Source organism: Bradyrhizobium sp. LTSP857 (assembly GCF_000938285.1).
Taxonomy (GTDB): domain Bacteria; phylum Pseudomonadota; class Alphaproteobacteria; order Rhizobiales; family Xanthobacteraceae; genus Bradyrhizobium.
The window spans coordinates 81,791-104,657 of the sequence record NZ_JYMS01000032.1; the positions used below are offsets into that span (position 1 = coordinate 81,791).

27 protein-coding genes are annotated in these 22,867 nt (G+C 63.1%); 19 read left to right on the plus strand and 8 right to left on the minus strand.

Annotated elements, in window-relative coordinates; genetic code table 11:
* Positions 1-189: 189 nt before the first annotated feature.
* Positions 190-1,359: a 4-hydroxybenzoate 3-monooxygenase gene (pobA, locus tag UP06_RS21180; RefSeq protein WP_045005445.1), complete on the minus strand. Its 1,170-nt coding sequence runs from the start codon at positions 1,357-1,359 to the stop codon at positions 190-192.
* 266 nt (positions 1,360-1,625) lie between these two features.
* Between pobA and UP06_RS21185 the strand changes: the two genes are divergently transcribed.
* From UP06_RS21185 to UP06_RS21235, 11 genes are all read left to right on the plus strand, one after another.
* Positions 1,626-2,642: a TRAP transporter substrate-binding protein gene (locus UP06_RS21185; RefSeq protein ID WP_045005448.1), complete on the plus strand. Its 1,017-nt coding sequence runs from the start codon at positions 1,626-1,628 to the stop codon at positions 2,640-2,642.
* A 74-nt stretch (positions 2,643-2,716) separates the two neighbouring features.
* Positions 2,717-3,226, plus strand: a complete 510-nt coding sequence (locus UP06_RS21190) for a TRAP transporter small permease (protein WP_045005450.1) — start codon at positions 2,717-2,719, stop codon at positions 3,224-3,226.
* A 2-nt stretch (positions 3,227-3,228) separates the two neighbouring features.
* On the plus strand, positions 3,229-4,548 hold the full coding sequence (locus tag UP06_RS21195) for a TRAP transporter large permease (RefSeq protein WP_045005452.1): 1,320 nt from the start codon (positions 3,229-3,231) through the stop codon (positions 4,546-4,548).
* 11 nt (positions 4,549-4,559) lie between these two features.
* Positions 4,560-5,021 carry a DUF3237 domain-containing protein gene (locus UP06_RS21200; protein ID WP_045005454.1) on the plus strand — a complete coding sequence of 154 codons (462 nt, stop codon included), beginning with the start codon at positions 4,560-4,562 and terminating at the stop codon, positions 5,019-5,021.
* A 43-nt stretch (positions 5,022-5,064) separates the two neighbouring features.
* Entirely contained in the window at positions 5,065-5,253 is a 189-nt protein-coding gene (locus UP06_RS21205; protein ID WP_045005456.1) for a type II toxin-antitoxin system HicA family toxin, read from the plus strand.
* 5 nt (positions 5,254-5,258) lie between these two features.
* A complete protein-coding gene (locus UP06_RS21210; RefSeq protein WP_045005458.1) occupies positions 5,259-5,657 on the plus strand; it encodes a type II toxin-antitoxin system HicB family antitoxin in 399 nt (132 codons plus the stop codon).
* 138 nt (positions 5,658-5,795) lie between these two features.
* Positions 5,796-6,605, plus strand: a complete 810-nt coding sequence (locus tag UP06_RS21215) for a crotonase/enoyl-CoA hydratase family protein (RefSeq protein ID WP_045005460.1) — start codon at positions 5,796-5,798, stop codon at positions 6,603-6,605.
* A complete protein-coding gene (locus UP06_RS21220; RefSeq protein WP_045005462.1) occupies positions 6,602-8,485 on the plus strand; it encodes a feruloyl-CoA synthase in 1,884 nt (627 codons plus the stop codon). Before UP06_RS21215 ends, UP06_RS21220 begins: the two co-directional genes overlap by 4 nt.
* A 25-nt stretch (positions 8,486-8,510) precedes the next feature.
* Positions 8,511-9,272: an SDR family NAD(P)-dependent oxidoreductase gene (locus UP06_RS21225; protein ID WP_045005464.1), complete on the plus strand. Its 762-nt coding sequence runs from the start codon at positions 8,511-8,513 to the stop codon at positions 9,270-9,272.
* Positions 9,273-9,298: 26 nt separating this feature from the next.
* Entirely contained in the window at positions 9,299-9,718 is a 420-nt protein-coding gene (locus UP06_RS21230; RefSeq protein ID WP_045005466.1) for an acyl-CoA thioesterase, read from the plus strand.
* Positions 9,719-9,814: 96 nt separating this feature from the next.
* The gene (locus tag UP06_RS21235; protein WP_045005468.1) at positions 9,815-10,966 is read left to right on the plus strand and encodes an ABC transporter substrate-binding protein; all 1,152 of its coding nucleotides are present in this window, start codon (positions 9,815-9,817) and stop codon (positions 10,964-10,966) included.
* A 75-nt stretch (positions 10,967-11,041) separates the two neighbouring features.
* Here the strand turns inward: UP06_RS21235 and UP06_RS21240 are convergent, their stop codons facing one another.
* Together UP06_RS21240 and UP06_RS21245 are read right to left on the minus strand one after the other, a co-directional pair.
* The gene (locus tag UP06_RS21240) at positions 11,042-11,770 is read right to left on the minus strand and encodes a glutathione S-transferase family protein (RefSeq protein ID WP_045005469.1); all 729 of its coding nucleotides are present in this window, start codon (positions 11,768-11,770) and stop codon (positions 11,042-11,044) included.
* Positions 11,771-11,808: 38 nt separating this feature from the next.
* Positions 11,809-12,099, minus strand: a complete 291-nt coding sequence (locus UP06_RS21245; protein WP_045005470.1) for a hypothetical protein — start codon at positions 12,097-12,099, stop codon at positions 11,809-11,811.
* 113 nt (positions 12,100-12,212) lie between these two features.
* Here UP06_RS21245 and UP06_RS21250 point away from each other — a divergent pair, with 113 nt between their 5' ends.
* Together UP06_RS21250 and UP06_RS21255 are read left to right on the plus strand one after the other, a co-directional pair.
* Positions 12,213-12,911 (plus strand): helix-turn-helix transcriptional regulator, encoded by a 699-nt coding sequence (locus UP06_RS21250; protein ID WP_045005472.1) that lies wholly within the window; start codon positions 12,213-12,215, stop codon positions 12,909-12,911.
* A gap of 18 nt (positions 12,912-12,929) precedes the next feature.
* Positions 12,930-13,259, plus strand: coding sequence for a YkgJ family cysteine cluster protein (locus UP06_RS21255; protein ID WP_045005781.1), 330 nt, complete (start codon positions 12,930-12,932; stop codon positions 13,257-13,259).
* A gap of 74 nt (positions 13,260-13,333) precedes the next feature.
* On the opposite strand, the gene UP06_RS21260 is transcribed toward UP06_RS21255, so the two are convergent.
* Both UP06_RS21260 and UP06_RS21265 read right to left on the minus strand, forming a co-directional pair.
* Positions 13,334-13,732, minus strand: a complete 399-nt coding sequence (locus UP06_RS21260) for a hypothetical protein (RefSeq protein WP_045005474.1) — start codon at positions 13,730-13,732, stop codon at positions 13,334-13,336.
* Positions 13,733-13,862: 130 nt separating this feature from the next.
* Entirely contained in the window at positions 13,863-14,210 is a 348-nt protein-coding gene (locus tag UP06_RS21265) for a DUF3307 domain-containing protein (RefSeq protein ID WP_045005783.1), read from the minus strand.
* Positions 14,211-14,617: 407 nt separating this feature from the next.
* On the opposite strand from UP06_RS21265, the gene UP06_RS21270 reads away from it, so the two are divergent.
* The 4 genes from UP06_RS21270 (at position 14,618) to UP06_RS21285 (ending at position 18,441) form a co-directional block, all read left to right on the plus strand.
* Positions 14,618-16,063 (plus strand): TAXI family TRAP transporter solute-binding subunit, encoded by a 1,446-nt coding sequence (locus tag UP06_RS21270; RefSeq protein WP_045005475.1) that lies wholly within the window; start codon positions 14,618-14,620, stop codon positions 16,061-16,063.
* A 118-nt stretch (positions 16,064-16,181) separates the two neighbouring features.
* Positions 16,182-16,400, plus strand: a complete 219-nt coding sequence (locus tag UP06_RS21275; protein WP_045005477.1) for a hypothetical protein — start codon at positions 16,182-16,184, stop codon at positions 16,398-16,400.
* Positions 16,401-16,533: 133 nt separating this feature from the next.
* Positions 16,534-17,643: a cyclic nucleotide-gated ion channel gene (locus tag UP06_RS21280; protein ID WP_045005478.1), complete on the plus strand. Its 1,110-nt coding sequence runs from the start codon at positions 16,534-16,536 to the stop codon at positions 17,641-17,643.
* A gap of 12 nt (positions 17,644-17,655) precedes the next feature.
* Complete coding sequence (locus UP06_RS21285; protein WP_045005480.1) at positions 17,656-18,441, plus strand: enoyl-CoA hydratase/isomerase family protein; 786 nt, start codon at positions 17,656-17,658, stop codon at positions 18,439-18,441.
* 175 nt (positions 18,442-18,616) lie between these two features.
* On the opposite strand, the gene UP06_RS21290 is transcribed toward UP06_RS21285, so the two are convergent.
* On the minus strand, positions 18,617-19,261 hold the full coding sequence (locus tag UP06_RS21290) for a glutathione S-transferase family protein (RefSeq protein ID WP_045005785.1): 645 nt from the start codon (positions 19,259-19,261) through the stop codon (positions 18,617-18,619).
* An 87-nt stretch (positions 19,262-19,348) separates the two neighbouring features.
* On the opposite strand from UP06_RS21290, the gene UP06_RS21295 reads away from it, so the two are divergent.
* Together UP06_RS21295 and UP06_RS21300 are read left to right on the plus strand one after the other, a co-directional pair.
* A complete protein-coding gene (locus UP06_RS21295; RefSeq protein ID WP_045005482.1) occupies positions 19,349-20,368 on the plus strand; it encodes a helix-turn-helix transcriptional regulator in 1,020 nt (339 codons plus the stop codon).
* A gap of 99 nt (positions 20,369-20,467) precedes the next feature.
* The gene (locus UP06_RS21300; RefSeq protein ID WP_045005485.1) at positions 20,468-20,698 is read left to right on the plus strand and encodes a hypothetical protein; all 231 of its coding nucleotides are present in this window, start codon (positions 20,468-20,470) and stop codon (positions 20,696-20,698) included.
* A gap of 70 nt (positions 20,699-20,768) precedes the next feature.
* Here the strand turns inward: UP06_RS21300 and UP06_RS21305 are convergent, their stop codons facing one another.
* On the minus strand, positions 20,769-21,716 hold the full coding sequence (locus UP06_RS21305) for a fatty acid desaturase (RefSeq protein ID WP_045005486.1): 948 nt from the start codon (positions 21,714-21,716) through the stop codon (positions 20,769-20,771).
* 15 nt (positions 21,717-21,731) lie between these two features.
* A complete protein-coding gene (locus tag UP06_RS21310) occupies positions 21,732-22,745 on the minus strand; it encodes an alpha/beta fold hydrolase (RefSeq protein WP_045005488.1) in 1,014 nt (337 codons plus the stop codon).
* Positions 22,746-22,867: the final 122 nt, after the last annotated feature.

Genomic DNA, 22,867 nt, shown 5'->3' on the forward strand with positions numbered 1-22,867 from the left:
GACGGTTTCACCGCCTACAAAGTTTTAAACGTGATTTGCGCGGGTGTTTGAAATGGGCACAATGTGGAGGCGGCGCGCGATCTCGTAGGGTGGGCAAAGGCGCAACGCGCCGTGCCCACCATCTCGCGACGAATGTAATGTTGATGGGCACGCTGCGCTTTGCCCACCCTACGGCACCGTCTCCGCCGCCTAAAACGGCAACCCGACATAATTCTCCGACAGCGACGTCATCGCGGCCTGGGACTGCGTGACGTAGTCGAGCTCGGCGAGCTGGATGCGCGCGCCGATGGTGCCGGTGTCGGGGAATTTGTGCAGCATCGAGGTCATCCACCAGGAGAAGCGCACCGCCTTCCAGACCCGCGCCAGCGCCTTCGCCGAATAGGCTTCGATGCCGGCGTTCGATTTCTCGTCGTAGAATTCGCGAAAAGCGCTTGCGAGATAATGCGCATCGCTTGCGGCCAGGTTCAGCCCCTTGGCGCCGGTCGGCGGCACGATGTGGGCGGCATCGCCGCACAGGAACATCTTGCCGAAGCGCATCGGCTCGGCGACGAAACTGCGCAAGGGTGCGATGCTCTTCTCGATCGACGGCCCGGTGACGAGGCTGTCGGCCGCCTCCTGGTCGAGCCGGTGCTTCAATTCGTCCCAGAAGCGGTCATCCGGCCACTGGTCCACATGGTCGTCGAGCGAACATTGCACGTAATGGCGGCTGCGCTTCGCCGAGCGCATGGTGCAGAGTGCAAATCCGCGGGCGTGGTTGGAGTAGATCAGCTCGTGGCTGACCGGGGGCGTATCGGACAGAATGCCGAGCCAGCCGAACGGATAGACCCGCTCGAACTCCTCGATCGCCGACGCCGGGACGCTGGCGCGGCTGACGCCATGAAAACCGTCGCAGCCGGCGATGAAGTCGCAATCGAGCGTGTGGGTGACGCCATCTTTGAAGTAAGTTACGCGCGGGTGACTGCCGTCGAAATCATGCGGCTGTACATCCTTGGCCTCATAGACCGTGGGCAGGCCCGCCGCCTTGCGCGCGTTCATCAGGTCGAGCGTGACCTCGGTCTGGCCGTAGATCATGACCGCCTTGCCGGTCGAGGCCTTCATGTCGATGCGATGACGACGGCCGGAAAAGGCAAGCTCGATGCCCTCATGCAGCAGGCCTTCGGCATGCGCCCGTGCACCGGCGCCGACCTGGTCGAGCAGCGCGACGGTTCCTTCCTCGAGCAGGCCGGCGCGAATGCGGCCGAGCACATAATCCGGGCTTTGGCGCTCCAGAATGACATTGTCGATGCCGTATGTGTGCAGCAGTTGCCCAAGCAACAATCCTGCCGGCCCGGCCCCGATGATTGCGACTTTTGTCCGCAATACTTGCTCCTCCCGATCTTGTAGGGTGCGGCGCGGTCGCGCTTGTCGCTGCTGACCACGCAGGATAATTATAACATATAACGGTTGGGCAAAAGGGGAATGCTCGTCGCCGCAGCGCGACAAATCCATGCAACATGGCTGACATAGATGACGCGGCGGCACGCCGCGCCAGTTTCCGGCTTGAACACGCCGGCCAATTAGATAACATGTTAACTAAAGAGGCCGGGCCATCGAAGCCCGCCGTCGAAAAGAGGGAGAGACGCGTGATGAGAAAAGCCTGTCTGGCTTTGCTGCTGGCAGCAAGCGTGACGCCTGCGTTCGCACAGGACAAGACCTTCGATCTCAAGATCTCGCATTGGGTGCCAGCCTCGCATCCGCTGCAAAAATCGCTGGAAGACTGGGCGGCCGCCGTGGAGAGGGACTCCGGCGGCACCATCAAGGGCAAGGTGTTTCCGGCCCAGCAGCTCGGCAAGGCCTTCGACCATTACGACATGGCGCGCGACGGCATCGCCGACGTCACCTACGTCAATCCCGGCTACCAGCCCGGCCGCTTCCCGATTATCGGCGCCGGCGAGCTGCCGTTCCTGATCTCGGACGCCAAGGGCGGCTCGATGGGGCTCGACGCCTGGTATCGCAAATATGCCGAGAAGGAGATGAAGGACGTCAAATACTGTCTCGCCTTCGTCCACTCGCCCTCTTCCTTCCACTCCCGCACCAAGAAGATCGTGATGCCGGAGGACGTGAAGGGCCTGAAGATCCGTCCTGCCCACGCCACCATGGCGAACTTCGTCACCTCGCTCGGCGGCACCAATGTGCAGTCCTCTGCGCCTGAAGTGCGCGACATCATCGAGCGCGGCGTCGCCGACGGCGTCACCTTCCCCTGGGGCTCGCTGGTGCTGTTCGGCATCGACAAGGTCACGAAGTACCACATGGAGGCGCCGCTCTACACCACGACCTTCGTGTTCGTGATCAACAAGGACAAATACAATTCGATGTCCGACAAGCAGAAGGCCGCGATCGACAAGAACTGCACGACCGAGATGGCCGGCGTGGTCGGCGAGTACTGGGGCAAGTTCGAGGACGCCGGTGTCGACAAGGTCAAGGCGGAAGAGGGCCACGAGGTCTACAAGCTGACGCCGGACCAGACCGCCGCCTGGAAGAAGGCCGCCGATCCGCTGGTCAAGACCTGGGGTGACGGTGCCAAGAAGGCCGGCGCCGACCCGGACGCAGCACTGGCCGATTTGAAGGCGTCGCTGAAGAAGTACAACGCGCTGGCGGAGTAGTTTTCACCGAAACAGAAACGGCGGCGGGAATCGTCCCGCCGCCGTTTTCCTGCCAACTTGAGGACCTTCCACCCATGAAGCGCGCCTGGATGGATCGCTTTATCGATGCGATCGAATGGATCGCGGCCGGCTTCGTCGGCATTGTCGCACTCGACATCTTCCTGTCGGTGTTGCTGCGCAACACGCTGAATTATGCGATCCCCGACTCTTTCGACATCGGCCGCATGCTGCTCGGCATCCTCATCTTCTGGGGCATCGCGGCGACCTCCTATCGCGGCACCCACATCACGGTCGACCTGATCTGGGCCAATTCAAGCCCGCGCTATCAGCGCTGGATCGACGTGTTCGCAACGCTGGTGCTGCTGTTCGTCGTGACCGTGCAGACATGGACCTTGTTTGACAAAGTCCGCGGCACCTACAACGACAACGTCCAGACCTTCGACATGCACATGCCGACCTGGCCGTTCTTCGCGATCGCCTGGATCGGTGACGTCTCGGCCGTGCTGCTGATCGCAATCCGCACCTACCGGCTGATCTTCCATCCCGAAGAAATGCACGACCCCAAGCTGAAGGCGACGGAGTAATCATGAGCACTGACGCCGTCGCCGTTCTCGGCTTCGTTTCCCTGTTCGCGTTGATGCTGCTGCGCGTGCCCGTCGGCATGGCCATGGGCCTCGTCGGCGTCTCCGGCTTCACCTATCTGGTCGGCGCAACGCCGGCGCTGAAGCTGGTCGGCCAGACCTCGATGCGCACGGTCACCGACTACACCTTCGGCGTCATCCCGATGTTTTTGCTGATGGGCTCCTTCGTCAGCAATTCCGGCATGAGCCGCGAGCTGTTCCGCGCCGCCAACGGCTTTGTCGGGCATTTGCGCGGCGGCCTCGGCATCGCCACCGTCGGCGCCTGCGGCGGCTTCGCCGCAATCTGCGGCTCGTCGGTGGCGACTGCCGCAACCTTCTCCGCGGTCGCTTACCCTGAGATGCGCCGCTTCGGCTATCCGCAATCGTTCGCCACGGGCGTGATCGCAGCGGGCGGCACGCTGGGTGCGATGCTTCCGCCCTCCACCGTGCTTGCGGTCTACGGCATCATCACCGAGCAGGACATCGGAAAACTCTTCATCGCCGGCATCATCCCTGGCCTGCTCGCGATGACGATGTACATGATCACGATCTTCCTGATCGGCTATTTCCGGCCCGACTTTTTGCCCAAGGGCAAGGTGTTGCCCTGGCGCGAGCGCTTTGCCGGATTGAAGGACATCTGGGCGCCGGTACTGCTGTTCGTCTTCGTCATCGGCGGCCTCTACGGCCTGCCTTTCCTGCCGCGCTTTACGCCGACGGAAGCGGGCGGTGTCGGTGCTACCGGCGCCTTCATCATCGGCGTGGTCACGGGGCGGCTCGACCGCGAGAAGATTTTTGCGTCGCTGTTGCAAGCAACGCGCACCGCGGCGGCCGTCTTCACCGTGCTGATCGGCGCCTTGATCTTCGGCTATTTCCTGACGGTGACGCAGACCCCGCAAAAGGTGACGGAAATTTTGACCGGCCTCGGCCTCGGCCCCTACGGCGTGCTGGCGCTGATCATGGTGATGTACCTCGTGCTCGGCTGCCTGATGGACGCCATGGCGATGATCATACTCACCGTACCGATCATCTTCCCCGTCATCATGCATCTCGGCTTCGATCCGATCTGGTTCGGCGTCATTATCGTGATGACCGTCGAGCTCGGCCTGATCCATCCGCCGGTCGGCATGAACGTCTTCGTCATCAAGAGCGTGGTGAAGGACGTATCCTTCTCCACCATCTTCAAGGGCGTGATCCCGTTCGTGGCGACCGACCTGGTGCGGCTGGTGATTTTGATCGCGTTCCCGCTGCTGGCGACGTGGCTGCCGACGCGCATGATGGCGCATTGAGAGGCGAAGCGATGACCCGACCAACGCTTGAGACAAAGTACGTCTTCACCATCACCGCAGAGATCGGCGACGTCGTCACCGCCGGCGAGACCGGCATCGGCGTCCGCCGCATCATTCCGATCATCGGCGGCGAGGTGAAGGGTGCGATCACTGGAAGGGTGCTGCCGTTCGGCGCCGACTTCCAGACCATCCGTCCCAACGAGCTGATCGATCTCGAAGCAAAGTACGCCTTCGAGACCGACGACGGCGCCACCGTCTATGTCGAGAACAAGGGCATGCGCTTCGGCCCGGTCGAGCTGTTGCAGAAGCTCAAGCGCGGCGAGCCAGTCGATCCAAAGCTGATTTATTTCCGCACCGTGCCGAGATTCGAGACCGGGCACGAAAAATATCGCTGGTTGATGGAGCACATTTTTGTGGGCTCAGCCGCGCGGCATGCCGACCGCGTCGTGATCGACGTGCATCAGGTGGTGTGACGCTCTCATTGACAAATGTCGCAAATGTGTATAAATACACACCATGAATAGCCGGGAGATTATCTCGGCCCTTCAAAGGGATGGCTGGGTCCAAGTGGCTCAAAAAGGCAGCCACGTGCAATTCAAGCACCCGACGAAGCAGGACCGCGTCACGGTCCCTCATCCGAAGCGGGACATCCCGCTCGGGACCCTGAAGAGTATTGAACGGCAATCCGGCCTGAAGCTGAGGTGAGCGCCATGCGTCACTACATTGGTCTTATCCATAAGGATGCCGACAGCGATTTCGGTGTGTCGTTTCCCGATTTGCCGGGCCTCGTGACCGCAGGGATCACGCTCGACGAAGCGCGCGACATGGCCGAGGAAGCGCTGGCGTTTCACCTGGAGGGCATGGCGGAAGACGGAGAAGCGATCCCGGAGCCTTCGTCGCTCGAAGACATCATGTCAGATCCCGAGAACCGCTCGGGCGTCGCCATTCTGGTGTCGGTGAAGAACAACCAGCCAAAGATCGTGCGCGTCAATGTCACTTTGCCCGGCGATGTCCTGGAGCAAATCGACAAATATGCTGAGGCCCACGGATACACACGATCGGGCCTGCTTGCTCAGGCTGCGAAGAAGCTGATGACCGAAGCCGCCTGAGGCGCTCTCCCACATTACGGCCGATTGCCTGACATCCTCCACCTTTGACGGAACCCGCTTCGGCGGAGCTGTGCGGCTCCCCCTTATTGACTCCCCCAGAATTCATTATACAACATAACTATTCTGACAAGGACGCAAATGACACAGGGAAACGCCGAGACCGCTGACGCGGGTGCCGCAGGGCTGCTCAGGATTGAGCGGGTGGACCGGGTTTTGACCGTGGGTCTGAACCGCCCCGCCAAGCGCAATGCGCTCAACGACGGCATCATTCTGAACATCGGCGAGTGCTTTGCGTCCCTGCCCGAGGATATCGGCGCGGTCGTCATTCATGGCATCGGTGATCATTTCTCCTCCGGCCTCGACCTCTCCGAACTCCAGGACCACGACGCCACCGGCGGCCTTTTGCATTCTCAAATGTGGCACCGGGTGTTCGACCGCATCCAGTACAGCCGCGTGCCCGTGATCGCCGCGCTGAAGGGCGCCGTGATCGGCGGCGGGCTGGAGCTCGCCTGCTCCGCCCATATCCGCGTCGCCGAGCCTTCGACCTATTTTGCGCTGCCCGAGGGACAACGCGGCATCTTCGTCGGTGGCGGCGGCTCGGTCCGGCTGCCGCGGCTGATCGGCGTCGCGCGAATGATGGACATGATGCTGACGGGCCGGGTCTATTCCGCGACCGAGGGCGCCTCCTATGGCTTTGCGCAATATGTGACGGAGGCCGGTAATGGCCTCCGCAAGGCGCTGGAGCTTGCGACCAAGATCGCCACCAACGCGCCGCTGACGAATTTCGCCGTGCTCCAGGCGCTGCCGATGATTGCGGAGGCCAATCCGCAGACCGGCCTGTTGATGGAATCGCTGATGGCGACGGTGGCGCAGAGCGACAAGGAAGCAAAGCGCAGGATCCGCGAATTCCTCGAGCACAAGACCGCCAAGGTAAAGCCGAAATCATGAGCGCGCAGCCGTCCTCTTCCAGCACAGAGCGCGGCGCGAGCACTTCTCCGCTGCGGCCGATCTCGTTCGGCGATCCCGTGATCAAGATCGAGCGGCGCGACGACGGCACGATTTACCTGCGGCCAAAACAACCGCTCGGCGACTATCCCGTTCGCATCACCGATCGCCTGCACCACTGGGCAACAACCACGCCAGACCGCGTCTTCATGGCTGAGCGCGAAGGCGGCCGCTTCTGGCGCAAGATCACCTATGCCGAGCTGCTCACCGCGAGCCGGCACATTGCATCGAGCCTGATCCAGCGCGGCCTGTCGGCGGAGCGGCCGGTCGTGATCCTCTCCGGCAATTCGATCGACCACGCGCTCCTGGCCTTCGGCGCGTTCTATGCCGGCATTCCGTTCTGCCCGGTGTCACCGGCCTATTCGCTGGTGTCGAAGGATTACGGCAAGCTCTCTTACTTGATGAAGCTGCTGACGCCCGGCCTCGTGTTCGCCGAGGATGCCGACAAGTTTGCCGGCGCACTTGCGGCCAACGTCTCGCTCGGCACCGAGATCGCGGCGTCCTACGGCAGCGTGCCGGGCCGCGATGTCACTCTGCTCGCCGACCTCATGGCAACGCCGGTTCGCGATGATCTCGACGCGGTACACGGCAAGATCGGCCCCGACACGATCGCGAAATTTTTGCTGACGTCCGGCTCGACCGGCAATCCCAAGGCCGTCATCAACACCCAGCGCATGATCTGCGCCAACCAGGTGATGCTGCGCGAGACGCTTGCCTTCCTCAAGGACGAGCCGCCGGTCATCATCGACTGGCTGCCCTGGAATCATACCTTTGGCGGCAACCACAATATCGGACTGACGCTGTACAATGGCGGCTCGATGTATCTGGACGCCGGCAAGCCGATGCCCGGCGGCATCGAGGAGACGGTGCGCAATCTCCAGGAGATTTCGCCAACGGTCTATTTCAACGTGCCCAAGGGCTACGAATCGCTGCTGCCTTATCTGCGCGACGACCAGGGCCTGCGCGCAAAATTCTTCGAGCGGCTGCACGCGATGTTCTTCTCCGGCGCGGCGCTCTCGCCCTTTGTCTGGAACAGCCTCGACGAGCTCGCGGTGAAGGAGAAGGGCTATCGCGTACCGATGTTGACCGGCTTGGGGGCCACCGAGACCGCGCCGTTCTTCATGTCGGTCAATCCGCGCACCAGCCGCTCCGGCCATGTTGGGCTGCCTGTGTCAGGCAATGACGCAAAGCTGGTGCCGAACAACGGCAAGCTGGAAGTACGCTGCAAGGGGCCGAACGTGATGCCCGGCTACTGGCGCCAGCCCGACATCACCGCAAAATCCTTCGACGAAGAGGGCTTTTACAAGCTCGGCGATGCACTCAAGCCGTCCGACCCCAGTGATTTCAACGCCGGCTTCGACTTCGACGGCCGCATCGGTGAGGATTTCAAGCTCGGCAGCGGCACCTGGGTCAGCGTTGGCCCGCTGCGCGCACGTTTTGTCGCGGCCTGTGCACCGCTGGTGCGCGACGTCGTCATCGCCGGCATCAACCGCGACGAGATCTCCGCGCTGGTGCTGCTCGATCTCGACGGCTGCCGGCTGATCAACCCGACGCTGCCGGCGGACAACCTCACCGTCACCGCCCGCGACCGACTGGTGCGCGAAGCCTTCCGCGAGCGTCTGACGCAGTTCCTGGCCTCGGCCACCGGCTCCTCGACGCGGATCACGCGCGCGATCCTCGTGGACACGCCGCTGTCGATCGACAAGGGCGAGGTTACCGACAAGGGCTCGATCAACCAGCGCAAGGTGCTGGAGCATCGCGCAGCGTTGATCGACGAGCTCTACGCTGCCAATCCATCGGACCGTGTGATATCGGTCGGCTAAGAAACCATCGCTACAGGAGAACGCCATGTTGTTGAAGGATCAGGCAGTCATCGTCACCGGCGGCGCATCGGGACTGGGCGCGGCCACCGCACGAAAATTGGCGGCGCAGGGCGCCAAGGTCGCAGTCTTCGATCTCAATGCCAAGCTCGCGGAAACCGTCGCCGCCGAGATCAAGGGCGTGGCCGTGACCTGCGACGTCTCCGACGCCGCCTCCGCTGAAGCTGCGATCGCGCAGGCCACGAAAGCTCATGGGCCTGCCCGCGTGCTGGTCAACTGCGCCGGCATTGGCGTTGCAAAGCGAGTCGTCGGTCGCGACGGGCCGATGGCGCTCGCCGATTTCGACAAGGTGATCAAGGTCAATCTGATCGGCACCTTCAACATGCTGCGCCTCGCCGCGACCGAGATGTCCAAGCTCGAGCCGCAGGCAACCGGCGAGCGCGGCGTCATCATCAACACCGCCTCCGTCGCCGCCTATGACGGCCAGATCGGGCAATCGGCCTATTCGGCCTCGAAGGGCGGCATCGTCGGCATGACGCTGCCGATCGCGCGTGAGCTCGCGCAGTTCGGCGTCCGCGTGCTGACGATTGCGCCCGGCCTGTTCCTCACCCCACTGCTCGCCAACCTGCCGCAGGAAGCCCAGGATTCGCTCGCCGCAGCGATCCCCTTCCCGCGCCGGCTCGGCCACGCGGACGAGTTCGCCGCGCTCGCACTGCACATGGTCGAGAATTCGTACCTGAACGGCGAAGTGGTGCGCCTCGACGGCTCGCTGCGCATGGCACCGAAGTAGGGCGCAACGAAAAGCAAGGCCACCGCATGTTCGTGAACCGGCGCGACGTCCAGATCCAGTGGGGTGATTGCGACCCCGCAAACATCGTCTACTACCCGCGCTATTTCGCGATGTTTGACGATTCGACGTCGACCCTGTTCGAGGTCGCCGGATTCTCCAAGCAAGACCTGGTCCGCAAATACGGCCTGGTCGGCATCCCCATGGTCGACACGCGGGCCAAGTTCTACATCCCCTCGACCTACGGCGACTGGATCACCGTTGAGACGAAGATCGAGAGTATCAAGCGCTCGAGCTTCGAAGTGAAGCACAACGTCTACAAGGGCGAGGCACTGGCGATCGAGGGTTTTGAGACCCGCGTCCTGGTCGGCCGCGATCCCGTTAACCCCGACAAGCTGAAGTCGGCACCATTTCCGGCAGAAATGGTAGCGAAATTCAAAGGGAGTTAGGAACTGAGGCTAAATCGCCGCATCGCCAAAAGACGGGGCTGAATTACCCCGCGATTTCTGCTTTCAAAGAAACACGTCAAGGGAGGAATAGAATAAATGAAACGCTTTTACCTGACCGCCGCCGTCGCGGCGGCTGCGCTCGCGCTGCCGGCCCTGCCCGCGCTGGCCCAGACCGCTGAAATCACCATCGGCATCACCACCACCACGACCGGCCCGGGCGCAGCCCTCGGCATACCCGAGCGCAATGCGCTGGAATTCGTGCCGAAGGAGATCGGCGGCGTGCCGCTGAAGATCATCGTGCTCGACGACGGCGGTGATCCCACCACCGCGACCACCAACGCCCGCCGCTTCGTCACCGAATCCAAGGCCGACATCATCATGGGCTCGGCGATCACGCCCCCGACGATCGCGGTCTCCAACGTCGCCAACGAAGCCGGCATTCCGCATTTCGGCCTCTCCCCCTTCCCGATCACACCAGAACGGGCCAAGTGGTCGGTGGCAATGCCGCAGCCGATTCCGATCATGGGCAAGGTGCTCTACGAGCACATGAAGGCGCACAACGTGAAAACGGTCGGCTATATCGGCTATTCCGACTCCTATGGCGACCTCTGGTTCAACGACTTCAAGGCCCAGGGTGTACCGATGGGCATGACATTGGCCGACGAGGAGCGCTTCGCGCGTCCGGACACCTCCGTGACGGGCCAGGTGCTGAAGCTCGTCGCCGCCAATCCCGACGCGATCCTGGTCGGCGCTTCCGGCACCGCGGCCGCCCTGCCACAGACCGAGCTGCGCGAGCGCGGCTATCAGGGCCTGATCTACCAGACCCATGGCGCCGCCAGCATGGATTTCATCCGCATCGCCGGCAAGGCGGCGGAAGGCGTGCTGATGGCGTCGGGCCCGGTGATGGACCCCGAGGACCAGCCGGACGAAGCCGCGACCAAGAAGCCGGGCCTCGCACTCAACACGGCCTATGAAGGCAAGTACGGCCCGAACAGCCGCAGCCAGTTCGCCGGCCACTCCTACGACGCCTTCGAGATCCTCAAGCGCGTGATCCCGACCGCGCTGAAGACGGCCAAGCCCGGCACGCCGGAATTCCGCGAGGCGATCCGCCAGGCGTTGTTGTCGGAGCGGGAGATTGCGGCGAGCCAGGGCGTCTACAATTTCACCGAAAAAGACCGCTACGGTCTCGACGACCGCTCGCGCATCCTGCTCACGGTGAAGGACGGCAAGTACACGCTCGCGAAGTAAGCGCGCGGGCAGTTTTGAGACGACGAGAGCCGGCCCAATGGGCCGGCTCTTTCCTTTTGAGATGCTTGAGCCGTCTCAGGCCGCCTGCCGCAGCGGCGTCCAGGCGAACTCGGGATAGTATGTGTCCATCATGCGATCGACATAGGCGGTGAGGTTCGGAAATCCCTCGGCGCGATCGCGCAGGCGGGACTCGAAGAACGGCGTCAGAATTCCGGCGAGCGCACCGAACGCGGTCGCATCGACGCCGCTGGGCTTGTTGCCCATCAGATAAGACTTGTCGCCGAGTTGCACCGAGAGCGCGAACAGCGAGCGCACGGCGAGATCGACATCGTCATCGGGCCCGTGGCGGCCAAGGCCGGAGAGCAGATAGTTCTCGGCGACACGGAATTGCGCATCCTCGCGCAGCTTTTCGCGATTGTGCTCCGGCGCGCCGTCGAAGAAATGCGCGGGCCCCTTGGCAAAATTGGCGGCGTCGACCCAGCGGGCACCGACCAGCGACCAATAGACGTGATGCTCGATCATGCGCTCGAACGCCCAGGCCTGCGCGCGCTCGGCAAGCGACAGGCCGGCGTCGAAATCGAAGCCGTAGCGGCGTTCGATATGGGCGCGGATGAAGGTGGAATCGGCTACAGCCTCGCCGCCGTCGTCGATAAAGGGCAACTGTCCCTTGGGCGAGGCCGGTGGCATCGCCCGCTCCTTCCGGTAGGGCAGTCCCGCCATCTTGAGCTGCACCTCCGTCTTGGTGACGAAGGGGCTGATTTCCGGCAGGCCGAAGCCCGTGCCAAAGCCGTAAAGCGTGATCATGTGAGCTCTCCTGAACCACCGAACGAGTTGACGGGAACCTACCTGCCGGCTGCTGCCACCATGGTGGCAGCAGCCGTGATATCTTCTGCAAAACGGGCCCCTCGCCAGGCGCGGCCCATGACGTGGCGGACCAGTGCGTCCGCGGCCTGGACCAGCGAGCGAGCCACAACGGTCGCAAGCGCAAGGCGGAGGTCGACGGCCATGAGATCGAGGGACACGACGCGGTTGAACGCCCAGGCTTGCCAAGCCTTCCCCTGGAAAGCCTTGGCTTGGAAAGCCTGTGGCCGCCACAACGGACCGGCCGGACCGAAATGGGTTGGAATGATCATGGACAAATCCTCTTCAGTCGATGTGTTGTCCCGGTATAGAACTCCCCTGCTGCCAACATCCTGTCAGCATCAGCCCGCCGTCTTTTGAATCGATCACCGATAAGAGAACTGACATGAGACGCGCGGACCGGTTGTTTCAGATCATCCAGGTGCTGAGGCGCACCCGTAAACCGCTGACCGCGGATGCGATCGCGGCCGAGCTCGAGACCTCGAAGCGCACCATCTATCGCGACATCGCGACATTGATGGGCCAGCGCGTGCCGATCCGCGGCGAAGCCGGCATGGGCTACATCCTGGAAAAGGGTTTTGACCTGCCGCCCCTCATGCTGACACCCGATGAGATCGAGGCGGCGGTGCTGGGCGCACAATGGGTCGCGGGGCATGCCGATTCCGCGCTGGCACGCGCGGCTGAAGATTTGATGGCCAAGATCGCCGACACTGTGCCGGAGCGCCTGCGTCCCTTCGTGCTGGAGCCGGCGAGCCGCGCGCGGCCGAGCTGGAACAGGGAGCCGGACCGCCTGGATATGGCGCGCACGCGCACCCACATCCACGAAGGCAAGAAGATCATGCTGCGCTATCGTGACGAGCAGGGCCGCGCCAGCGAGCGCATGATCTGGCCGATTTCGGTTGGCTATCTCGAAGCCGTGCGCCTGCTCGCAGCCTGGTGCGAGCTGCGCAGCGATTTCCGCAGCTTCCGCACTGACCGCGTGGTGGAGGCGACATATCTCGACGAAAGATATCCGGAGCGGCGCGACGTGCTGCGCGCGAAATGGCGGCAGAGCCTGGTCTGGGGCCCGCCCAAGGATACCTGACAAGGACACATGACGACGATGGATGAGACGTCCGCGATCGACCTGTCGAGCCTCTGCCAGAGTTGCGGCGCCTGCTGCGGCTATTCGCAGAACTGGCCGCGTTTCTCTATCGAGAGCGATGAGGAGCTTGCGCTGATCCCGGAGGCGCTCGTCAACGAACGCCAATCGGGCATGCGCTGCGAGGGCGATCGCTGTTCGGCGTTGCGTGGAGAGATCGGGAAAGAGACCGCCTGCGGCATCTATGAAGTGCGGCCGGAGGTGTGTCGCACCTGTATGCCGGGCGATGCCGAATGCACGATGGCGCGGCGGAAGTTCGGGCTGCCAGTGATCGAGATAGCTAGCGCATGATCCGGAAAAGTGCGCAGCGGTTTTCCGACAAGATCATGCGTCAACTAGAAAGTTAAAGCGCGATCGATCGCGCTTTAAGCCAGAACGGCTTCGCCGATCTCGTCGTCGAGCTCGTCATCGATCGGTGCAAGCACCGAGAGCGGTTTTGTCGACAGCGTGATTGGCTTGCGGCCACCCGTCAATGACGGTGACGCTTTGGCCGACCCCTCACGCGACAGCGCGTAGAGCGTCGAGCCGACACGGCCGCCGCTCTCGACCAGGTCGCGCTCGTTGCAGCTCGCTGCGATCGCGACCGCCAGCGAATGTAGATGGCTGCGGCGATAGCAGAACAGCGCCAGCATCGCGCGGACGTCTGGGGAAACAGTCTCAACCAACCTCGGCAGGCCGCTTTCGTTGGCGCGATACATCTCGCCAAGGAGCTCGTCGCGGACCGGGCAGAAATCGCTTTCATAGGCGTCGCGGCTTGAAAACATTTAAGTTCTCCCTCGACGCCGAAGATGCAGCGCAATTCTCTAATGAAAGGTTAACCACCCGGGGCGGTAGTCACCCGGGGTCCTTGCGCCTAGGCCGCGAATCAGCCGGCCCCCGGCGGGGGCATCGGCCTCAGTTCGCCGCCATGAAGATGGAGAGGCCGAAGCCGGTGAGATGATGCAGCGCCTGGTCGACGCCGATCAGGGTCCAGAACCAGGGGTGCTCCTGGTTGACGCCGAAATTGGCCGAGACCAGCCCCTTGGCCCGGTCGATCGTGATGTGGATCGCGAAATCGATCAGCGCGACGAACCAGAATCTGGGCGCGACGATCAGGATCAGAGGCAGCGCAACCGCAAGGTGAATCAGGCAGTGCACCAGAAGCGGCAGAGCCCAGCCGTGCTTCTGGTCCTTGCCTTGCGCCATCCAGGCGGTTTGCAGAACGAAATCGGCGATGATGTGCTTGAAGGTGAGCAGCAACATCCAGCCAATGAGCGCTTCAACCGGAATCGCCGATGACATGGGTGGAAACGACAAAGCTGACGCCCTCGTTGACTTCAAAAGGAAAAATGGAGCGTTCAGCGCAACTTCTTCTTGGACCCCGTCAGATTATCGAGGACCGGTGATTTATGACATCTCCCGCGGCGGAATGCAGCCGGGGGGAACTGGAAAATCACCAACTGTGGCTAAACGGTGATAGGACGACCAATCGCCGCGGACGAGTTGAGTAAGGTTACCTTCGGCGCGGAATTTGCTTTCTGTTGCCACAGCGCTATCATCCCCAGGTAGAGAAATAGCTTTCTTTTTTCAGACGCTTACGAATTTTCAAGCGCGTGCGTCCGGCGATCCCGCGCCGCCCGCCATCCCAGGAATAAGGCCAGGGTGCTGCCATGAGTGCTGAAGGCCCCACCTCGTCGACCGAGCTCCCGCCGCCCCGGCGTCCCAAGGTCATCAAGACCAATCAGCAGCAGGTCCTACTGTACGTCGTGCTGACCCTGCTGCTGTCGCTTGCCACCGTCTGGGCCGGCCGCGCGCTGGTGCACAATTCGGAGACGCTGACCTTTGCCGTCGGCGCCCCCAACAGCGACGAGGCGCTGTTCGCGACCAAGCTCGCCACCGTGCTGAAGAACAACGCCTCGCGCTTCCGGATCAAGGTCGTCAACAACCCCGACAACACCAAAGCGATCGCGCAATTCGACCGCAAGCAGGCCGATCTCGCTGTCCTGCGCACTGATGCCAAGGTGCCGCCGCGGGCACGGGCCCTCGCAATCCTCGAGCACGATCTCGTGCTCCTGCTCGGTCCCGGCAACAAGAAGATCAAATCGCTCGCCGAGCTGAAAAAGAAGAAGGTCGCAGTCGTCGCCGAGAGCGAGTCCTCGCTCGCCTTCGTCCGCAGCATTCTCGACATTCCCGACGGTCCAGACGCAGCGAAGATCCAGATGGCGCCGCAGGGCGCCACCCTCGACAAGCTATTTGCGCCGTCGAGCGGTTTTGGCGCGGTGATCGCCATCGTCCATACCTCCAAGGCGGTACGGGACAAGGCCTATGAGCAGGTCGCCAAGCGCGGCGGCTTCACGCTCAACGCGATCGACGAGGCAAAGGCGCTGGCGCGCAAATTCCCCGGGATTTCCGACGAGACTCTGACGGCAGGCACGCTATCCGCCTCGCCCGAGATCCCTGACGATGATCTTGATACGATCGGGCTCGAATGGCTGCTGGTCGCGCAATCGAAGATGTCGGCGACCACCGCCGGCGACCTCGCGCGTACTGTCTACGAGAACAAGTCCGCGCTCGGGCTCGACAGCGGCTTCGCGACCCACATCGAACCAGCCTCCGTCGAGAAGGATGCCTTCGTGATGGCGCATCAGGGAGCGGCCGACTACATCAACGACGACACCAAGTCGTTCATGGATAAGTACAGCGATCTGATGTATCTGGGCGCCGGCGCGCTCAGCGTGATCGGCTCGATCTTCGCCGGGATCTACGCCAAGATCACCCGGATCGCGCCGGAGAAGGCCAGCGAGCTCTCCACTGCCATCCTCGATATCGGCGAACGCATCGAGCATGCCCATTCGCTGGACCAGATCGAATGTCTCCAGGACGAGCTCGAGGGCATTTTGCGCGGTGCGGTCATAGGCTTGCGCGACGGCACGATCAGTACCGACGGGCTCGACACCTTCAAGCTCGGCTATGAATTCGTCCGCGACGAGATCGGCATGCGCCGCGACTACCTCAAGCGCCACGCCAACGAGATCGAGAAAGCCGCCCGCGAGGCCACCCCTCTCCCGGATGACGACACCAATGTCGTGGTGGTGAAGACAGCTCAGAGTGCCTGACCTATCGATTCGTGCCTCAGGGTCCGGCTCGCTCGCGCTTTAGGCTGGTCGCAGCCCGCCCCCTGGAACCGTTTCCCCTACGCAACCGTTGGCTCCCGGCTCAACCGGAGAACGCACCATGCGTATGCTCCTTCTCATCATCCTGCTGGGAATGCTGGTTGCGGTAGGTTACTTCGCCTATTCGGCCATGTCGGTCGAGGGCGACCCGATCCCGACGGAAGGTTACGTGGCACTGGCGCTGGGAGCGGGCTTCTCCGTGATCGTTGGCATCGGCTTGATGTTGCTGCTGTTTTTGAGCAGCCGCCGCGGCTATGATGAGCCGCCACACTTCAAGTAACGATCCGGCCCGCCGCCGCGTCAGCTGCAGCGCCGGGCAGCCGCCCCGTCGTTGACGGCCTCGGTACGGGCGGGCACTTTGGTGCCGACGTCCCAGCCGGGACCGCAAAATCAAGACCGAGCCGCCCTCCCGCATGTCCAAGCCGATGATTCCCGCTCTGGCCCAGTTCGTGGCCGCCACGGCCGGCCGCAACATGACCAAGGCGGCCTATGTGGCGGTGACCGTCGGCGTGCTCAGCATGGTGCTGCTGACGGTCGATCCGGCCTATGAGACAGCGCATCGCTGGGTCGATCTGCTGCTCTGGGCTTCCCTCGTCTATTTTGTGTTCGAATGGCTGGTCCGGTTGCGCCACATGGCGCGGCAGCAGCGGCTGGCTCTCTATATGTCCTCATCCGCCGGGTTGGTCGACGCAATGGGGGCGCTGGCCGTGCCGGTCGCGCTGATACTCGGCGCCGAGCCCAAGACGGCCTGGCTGCTCAGTGTGCTCTGGGTCTTGAAGGTGGTGCCGGGCATTCCCGGCTTGCGCCAGCTCCGCCGGGTGCTGGTGCTGGAATCGGGGCCGCTGTTCAGCGTGCTCGTGATCTTCCTGATGGTGGTCTTCCTCGCCTCCGTCGCCGAATATTTTCTGGAGCGGGACGTGCAGCCGCAGACGTTTGGCAGCGTCCCCGCCGCGCTGTGGTGGGCCGTCGTGACACTGACCACGACTGGCTATGGCGATGCCGTGCCGGTGACGCCAGCGGGTCGCATGGTGGCAGCGCTGGTGATGATCTCCGGCCTCGGCGTGTTCGGCCTGTGGACCGGTATTCTGGCAACCGGGTTTGCGGCGGAGACTCGGCGCGACAATTTCCTCAAGACCTGGGAATCCGTCAGCAAGGTACCGTTCTTCGCGGCGCTTGGGCCGGCTGCGATCGCCGACGTCACCCACATGCTGCGCACCATGGAGCTGCCGGCGCGCACCACGATCATCCGCAAGGGTACCCAGGGCGACTGCATGTATTTCATCGCCGCGGGCGAGGTCGAGGTCGACCTCCCCGGCAAGAAGGTGCAGCTCGGCGACGGCGCCTTCTTCGGCGAGATGGCGCTGCTCGGCAACAACATGCGCGGCGCCAACGTCTCGACCACGAAAGTGTCGCGGCTGCTGGTGCTCGACCTCGTCGATTTCCGCGTGCTGATGGCACGGCACCCCGATCTCGCCGAGACCATCGACACTGAAGCGAAACGGCGCACGCTCGAAAACAAGTAATCGGAGACAAGAATGTCTGATACCGCCGACGCGGCCTCTGGCCCCGTGCTCGAAATTGACGGCGCGCGCGCCACCATCCGCCTCAACCGTCCCAAGCATCTCAACCGGCTGCAAGCCGAAGACCTTGGCGAGCTTGTCAAGCTGTTCGACACGATCGAGGCCGATCCGGCGATCCGCGTGCTGGTGCTGACCGGCACAGGACGCGCCTTTTCCGCGGGCTATGATCTCAACTCTGTCGCCGAGCGCGCCGCGAGCGCCAACGAGCAGCAGAGCGCGGGCTCGGCGTTCGAGGTGGTTGTCAACCGGCTCGAGGATCTCGGCGTGCCGACGATCTGCCGGCTTAACGGCGGCGTCTATGGCGGCTCGACCGACCTCGCGCTCGCCTGCGATTTCCGCATCGGTGTCGATACCGCCGAGATGTTCATGCCGGCGGCGCGGCTCGGGCTGCACTACTACAGGAGCGGCATCAAACGCTACGCGACGCGGCTCGGCGTCGACAACGCAAAAAAGCTGTTCCTCACCGCGCAGAAGATCAGCGCACCGGAGATGCTGCGCATCGGCTATCTCACCGCCATGGTCGCCGTGGAATTTCTGGACGAGGAAGTCGACAAGCTCGCCAACATCCTCGCCGGCAACGCACCGAACGCGATGCGCGGCATGAAGCGCGCGATCAACGAATTCGCCCGCGGCGAGCTGGATGAGCAAGCCGCCGACCAGCGCCACCGCGACAGCATGCGCGGCGACGAGATCAAGGAAGGCATCAAGGCGTTCGCGGAGAAGCGAGCGCCGAGGTTTTGAGTTAGAAAAGCAAGTGTCTCACATCATCGGTGTCGTCCCGGCGAAGGCCGGGACCCATACTCCCAGGGAGTGGTTTTAAGGCGGACTGGTAACTCCGCGTTTTCGCAAAGCTTAATTCGGTGGTTATGGGTCCCGGCCTTCGCCGGGACGACACTGAATGTGGGGCACGCGCCGTCTATCCCTCAGCGGCCGCGGCATGCTGCGCTGCCATCTCATCGTCGGCGGCATTGATCCGCCGAAACGCAGGACGCGACGTAATCCGCTCGGAATAACGAACGAATGCGTCCTTCTTCGGCACGATGCCGAACATCATCGTCCAGCTGAAGGCGACACCCCACAAGATATCCGCGGCCGTCATGCGATCTCCGAGCAAATATGGCCCCTCCGACAATTGCGCCTCGAGTGCGCCCAGCATGGTGTCGTAATCGGCATAGGGCGATTGCGTGATCGGCGCGGGCTCACGCTGCATGAACTTGTCGATTAGGGCCGGCTCGAACGAGGAGCCGTAATAGGCGATCCAGCGCAAATAAGGACCGCGCAGCGGATCGCTCAGCGTGGGCGTGAGCCCCGCCTGCGGAAACAGATCGGCAAGGTAGATGGTGATTGCGACCTGCTCGGTCACGAGCGCCTCGCCATGGCGGATCGCCGGCACCTTGCCGAGCGGGTTGATGGCGAGATAGGCGGGCTGGCGTTGCTCCTCGGCCTTCATATTGAGGACATGCAGATCGTAGGGCGCGCCCAACTCCTCCAGCAGCACCCGCGTGCCGGTGGCGCGGCTCTGCGGCGAATAATACAGCGTGATGCGATTCGGATCGGTCATGGCGGGTCTCCCATCTGGCCGGCTGGCGATGGCGCGCTTGTAGCCGACCATACCTGACATCCTGTGTCAGGTATGGTTTAAGGGATCATGCGCGCGACCCGAATGATGTCGATCCTCACCACCCTTCAGGCGCGGGGACAAGTCACCGCGCCTGAACTGGCGGTGGCCTGCGAGGTGTCGGTGCGCACGATCTATCGCGACATCGACGCGCTCGCGGCGTCCGGCGTTCCCGTCTACGCCGACCGCGGCGCCGAGGGCGGTTATCGCCTGCTCGACGGCTACCGGGTGCGGTTGAACGGATTGTCGCAGAGCGAGGCGGAGGCGCTGTTCCTCACGGGATTGCCGGGCCCTGCCGCCGCACTCGGTCTGGATGCGGCGATGATCGCCGCGCAGAACAAGCTGATGGCGGCGCTGCCCGCTCACCTGCGCCAGGATGCCGGCCGGATGCAGGAACGTTTTTACCTCGATGCGCCTGGCTGGTTCGGCGAGGCGGACGAGCCAAAACATCTGCGCGCCATTGCCGGCGCGGCTTTACGTGGGACACTGATCAAGATCCGCTACCAGAGCTGGCGCGCCGAGAAGCAGCGCCGTGTCGCGCCGCTCGGCCTCGTGCTGAAGGGCGGCAGTTGGTATCTCGCAGGGCAGGTCGACGGCAGCGTGCGCACCTATCGCGTCGCGCGCGTGCTCGACTGCACCGCGCTTGACGACCGTTTCGATCGCCCCGCCGATTTCGATCTCGCCGCCTATTGGCAGGCCGCAACGCTCCGTCTCGAGGCTGAGATGCATCCGAATGTCGCGATCGTTCGGCTGTCGCCATTCGGCGTAAAGCTGCTCGACGCGCTGAGCCAGCCTTATGTCAAGGCGCGCACGCAGATTGACGAGACCGCCGATGCGGACGGCTGGCGCATTGCGAGAGTGCCAACCGGCAAGACCTCGTGGCATGCCGCCGCCGAATTGTTGCGGCTTGGGCCCGAGGCCGACGTGCTGGAGCCCGCCGATCTCCGAGAGAAGATGACAGAGCTGACGCAAGCGATGGCCGCGCGCTATCGCGCGGCGCGGAAAGCCGGACGACGGCGCATTCTGCCGCAGCCCACGAAACAATCCTGAAACACGATTCTCGGCCCGCCGCATGAACGCGTTCCCGCCTCGGCCCGACCGAGATGCAGGGACACAACAACGGCCTCGCGCCACACTGGAGAATGAAAGATGTTTCGTAAGCTTGCTCTTGGTCTGATCGCTGCCGGTTCGCTCGGCGTTGCCGCTCTCGCGCCCACCGCCGCGTCGGCCCACGGCTTCCACCACTGGGGTCCCGGTTGGGGCTTTGGCGGCCTCTACGTCAACACCGCCGTCAACAACTGCTACCAGGAGCGCGTCGTTCCGACCCGCCATGGGCCGCGCGTGCGCGTCGTGAACGTCTGCGCGTATGGGGTCTATTGATATCAGGAGACCACGACAAAGCCCCGATCGCATCGCAATCGGGGCTTTGCGCGTTTGAATTCTCGTCTGGCTAGCCGGCCTGCCTTTGCCGGCGAAACCAAGCCCAGGTCTCGCGCGTCGTTCTGATATAGCCACGGCCACGATAGACGATCTCGCCGTCGACGATCTCGTTCAGCTTCGGCAGCGCGTGAAACGGGATCGAGGGATAGGCATGGTGCTCGACGTGATAGGGCATGTTCCACGCAAACCATTTGACGATCGCGCTGGTATAGGTCGTGCGGGTATTCTCGAAGGCGCTGCGGGTTCGGTCGCAGCCGATGTGCTCGGCATAGAGATAGGGCCGCAGGAAGAATTGCCCGATGACCAGCGGCACGAGCCAGACCCAGAGCAGCAACGCTGACGACGACCACAGCGAGAGCGCGAGCAGCAGCGCATAGAGCGCGGCATAGGCGCGCGCCTCACGCACGATGATTGCGCGCTTGTTTTCGGGAATCCAGGGCACGGTAACCTTGCCGGTGACGGCATGGCGGAGCATCAGCCAGAGGCGGCCGGCGACCTGGAGCAGGCCGCTATAGGCGATCGCGAGCTGCGTGTCGGATTTCGGCTTCACGCCGACGATCAGCTCCGGGTCCTTGTCCGGATCCTGAGTGTAGCGGTGATGGTCCCAGTGAAACAGGCAGTAATATTCGTAAGGTTGTCCGATGATGAAGCCCGAGGGATAGCCGACCGCAAGGTTGAGGCCACGGCTCCTGAACGCGGTCTTGTGCGCGGTCTCGTGCAGCGCCATGAACAGGAAGGCGACGAAATAGCCCTGCACCGCCATCAGCGGCAGCGCCCATAACACACCCCAGGCCGAAGAGACCTTCCAGACCAGCGCGCCGACCAGCACGACCAGGCCGTAATGGCTGAGGCTTTTCGCGGCCCCCCTGAGATCGGAGCGCACCGACAATTCGCGCAGCATTGCTGGCGTCAGCGGCTTCAGGCGATGGCCGGACTCTGAAACGGTCGCGTCGCTCATGATCGGTTGCCTGCCCTACTTGCTGAGAAGCTCTGCGATCTCGGCCTTGAGGAAGGCATGATCGCGCGGATTGTTGACGGGATTGCCGGCGCGATGGCCGTGCACCGACGGGATTGGGCGCAGCGCCGCGGATTTTGCGTTGACCAACCGGCCGAGTTCGTCCTCGTTGTCGCGAACGTCGAAATAGCGATCGGTCGCGCCCGGCATCAGCAGCATATCCGCCGTGACCGCCGCAAGCGCGCGATCAAAATCACCGCTGAACGCAGCGCAGCAGCTGATGTCACCGTTCTGCCAGATGCCGATCTGCGCCAGCAGATCGTTGGCATCGCGCCGAGCGAACGTCGCATCCCATGCACGGACAAGATAATCCTCGAGCGAGGTGAAGCCCGCCTCGCGCCAGACCTCGTCGCGATAGAAAGCGTGCGACATCGCCCAGCCGGCATAGGCGCGCCCCATCGCGCGGAAGCCGACGACAGGCTTTTCGACGAAGCGACCGTTGCGGAAGTTGGAATCGGCCGTCAACGCGGCCTTCACACCTTCGAGAAAGACATGATTGTTCGGCGCGCAGCGGGCACTGCCGCACACGACGGCAGCACGCTCGACCATATCCGGATGACACGCTGCCCAGTGATAGGCCTGCATGCCGCCCATCGACCAGCCATAGACCAGCGCAAGCTTTGAGATACCGAAGCGCTCGGTGAGCAGGCGGTGCTGGATCGCGACGGCATCGTGATAGCTGAGCTGCGGGAACGGCACGGCCGAATTCGACGGCGAAGACGATAGACCATTGCCGAACAGATTCGGGATGACGATGAAGTAACGCTCGGGATCGAGCACGCCACCGGGCTGGATCAGCCACTCGGTGTCGTAGTGCTGCGCGCTGAACGAGGTCGGATAGAGGATGACGTTGTCCTTGGCCGGGTTAAGTCGGCCAAAGGTTTTGTAGGCGAGCTTCAGCCCGGGGAAGACAGCACCGGATTGAAGCGTAACGTCGCCCGCTTCGAAGATCTCGTAATCGCGCTCCGCCATCCACCCGGCTCCCGGTGACGCGGCCACAGAACGCGCCGCCGGTTCGAGGATGCATCGATCATGCCGAACCAGCAAACGCATCGTTGCGTCCGCGATCAATAACTGTACTAATAGTACATGTA

What these genes read in the sequence shown, in the direction of transcription:
- UP06_RS21275 (WP_045005477.1), top strand. Translation starts at nt 16,182, where the DNA reads ATGCGTATGCTCCTTCTCATCATCCTGCTGGGAATGCTGGTTGCGGTA.
- UP06_RS21230 (WP_045005466.1), top strand. Translation starts at nt 9,299, where the DNA reads ATGTTCGTGAACCGGCGCGACGTCCAGATCCAGTGGGGTGATTGCGAC.
- UP06_RS21305 (WP_045005486.1), bottom strand. Translation starts at nt 21,716, where the DNA reads ATGAGCGACGCGACCGTTTCAGAGTCCGGCCATCGCCTGAAGCCGCTG.
- UP06_RS21190 (WP_045005450.1), top strand. Translation starts at nt 2,717, where the DNA reads ATGAAGCGCGCCTGGATGGATCGCTTTATCGATGCGATCGAATGGATC.
- UP06_RS21205 (WP_045005456.1), top strand. Translation starts at nt 5,065, where the DNA reads ATGAATAGCCGGGAGATTATCTCGGCCCTTCAAAGGGATGGCTGGGTC.
- UP06_RS21185 (WP_045005448.1), top strand. Translation starts at nt 1,626, where the DNA reads ATGAGAAAAGCCTGTCTGGCTTTGCTGCTGGCAGCAAGCGTGACGCCT.
- UP06_RS21245 (WP_045005470.1), bottom strand. Translation starts at nt 12,099, where the DNA reads ATGATCATTCCAACCCATTTCGGTCCGGCCGGTCCGTTGTGGCGGCCA.
- UP06_RS21295 (WP_045005482.1), top strand. Translation starts at nt 19,349, where the DNA reads ATGCGCGCGACCCGAATGATGTCGATCCTCACCACCCTTCAGGCGCGG.
- UP06_RS21265 (WP_045005783.1), bottom strand. Translation starts at nt 14,210, where the DNA reads ATGTTGCTGCTCACCTTCAAGCACATCATCGCCGATTTCGTTCTGCAA.
- UP06_RS21195 (WP_045005452.1), top strand. Translation starts at nt 3,229, where the DNA reads ATGAGCACTGACGCCGTCGCCGTTCTCGGCTTCGTTTCCCTGTTCGCG.
- UP06_RS21220 (WP_045005462.1), top strand. Translation starts at nt 6,602, where the DNA reads ATGAGCGCGCAGCCGTCCTCTTCCAGCACAGAGCGCGGCGCGAGCACT.
- UP06_RS21300 (WP_045005485.1), top strand. Translation starts at nt 20,468, where the DNA reads ATGTTTCGTAAGCTTGCTCTTGGTCTGATCGCTGCCGGTTCGCTCGGC.
- UP06_RS21290 (WP_045005785.1), bottom strand. Translation starts at nt 19,261, where the DNA reads ATGACCGATCCGAATCGCATCACGCTGTATTATTCGCCGCAGAGCCGC.
- UP06_RS21280 (WP_045005478.1), top strand. Translation starts at nt 16,534, where the DNA reads ATGTCCAAGCCGATGATTCCCGCTCTGGCCCAGTTCGTGGCCGCCACG.
- UP06_RS21270 (WP_045005475.1), top strand. Translation starts at nt 14,618, where the DNA reads ATGAGTGCTGAAGGCCCCACCTCGTCGACCGAGCTCCCGCCGCCCCGG.
- UP06_RS21210 (WP_045005458.1), top strand. Translation starts at nt 5,259, where the DNA reads ATGCGTCACTACATTGGTCTTATCCATAAGGATGCCGACAGCGATTTC.
- UP06_RS21255 (WP_045005781.1), top strand. Translation starts at nt 12,930, where the DNA reads ATGGATGAGACGTCCGCGATCGACCTGTCGAGCCTCTGCCAGAGTTGC.
- UP06_RS21200 (WP_045005454.1), top strand. Translation starts at nt 4,560, where the DNA reads ATGACCCGACCAACGCTTGAGACAAAGTACGTCTTCACCATCACCGCA.
- UP06_RS21225 (WP_045005464.1), top strand. Translation starts at nt 8,511, where the DNA reads ATGTTGTTGAAGGATCAGGCAGTCATCGTCACCGGCGGCGCATCGGGA.
- UP06_RS21215 (WP_045005460.1), top strand. Translation starts at nt 5,796, where the DNA reads ATGACACAGGGAAACGCCGAGACCGCTGACGCGGGTGCCGCAGGGCTG.
- UP06_RS21235 (WP_045005468.1), top strand. Translation starts at nt 9,815, where the DNA reads ATGAAACGCTTTTACCTGACCGCCGCCGTCGCGGCGGCTGCGCTCGCG.
- UP06_RS21260 (WP_045005474.1), bottom strand. Translation starts at nt 13,732, where the DNA reads ATGTTTTCAAGCCGCGACGCCTATGAAAGCGATTTCTGCCCGGTCCGC.
- UP06_RS21285 (WP_045005480.1), top strand. Translation starts at nt 17,656, where the DNA reads ATGTCTGATACCGCCGACGCGGCCTCTGGCCCCGTGCTCGAAATTGAC.
- UP06_RS21250 (WP_045005472.1), top strand. Translation starts at nt 12,213, where the DNA reads ATGAGACGCGCGGACCGGTTGTTTCAGATCATCCAGGTGCTGAGGCGC.
- UP06_RS21310 (WP_045005488.1), bottom strand. Translation starts at nt 22,745, where the DNA reads ATGGCGGAGCGCGATTACGAGATCTTCGAAGCGGGCGACGTTACGCTT.
- UP06_RS21240 (WP_045005469.1), bottom strand. Translation starts at nt 11,770, where the DNA reads ATGATCACGCTTTACGGCTTTGGCACGGGCTTCGGCCTGCCGGAAATC.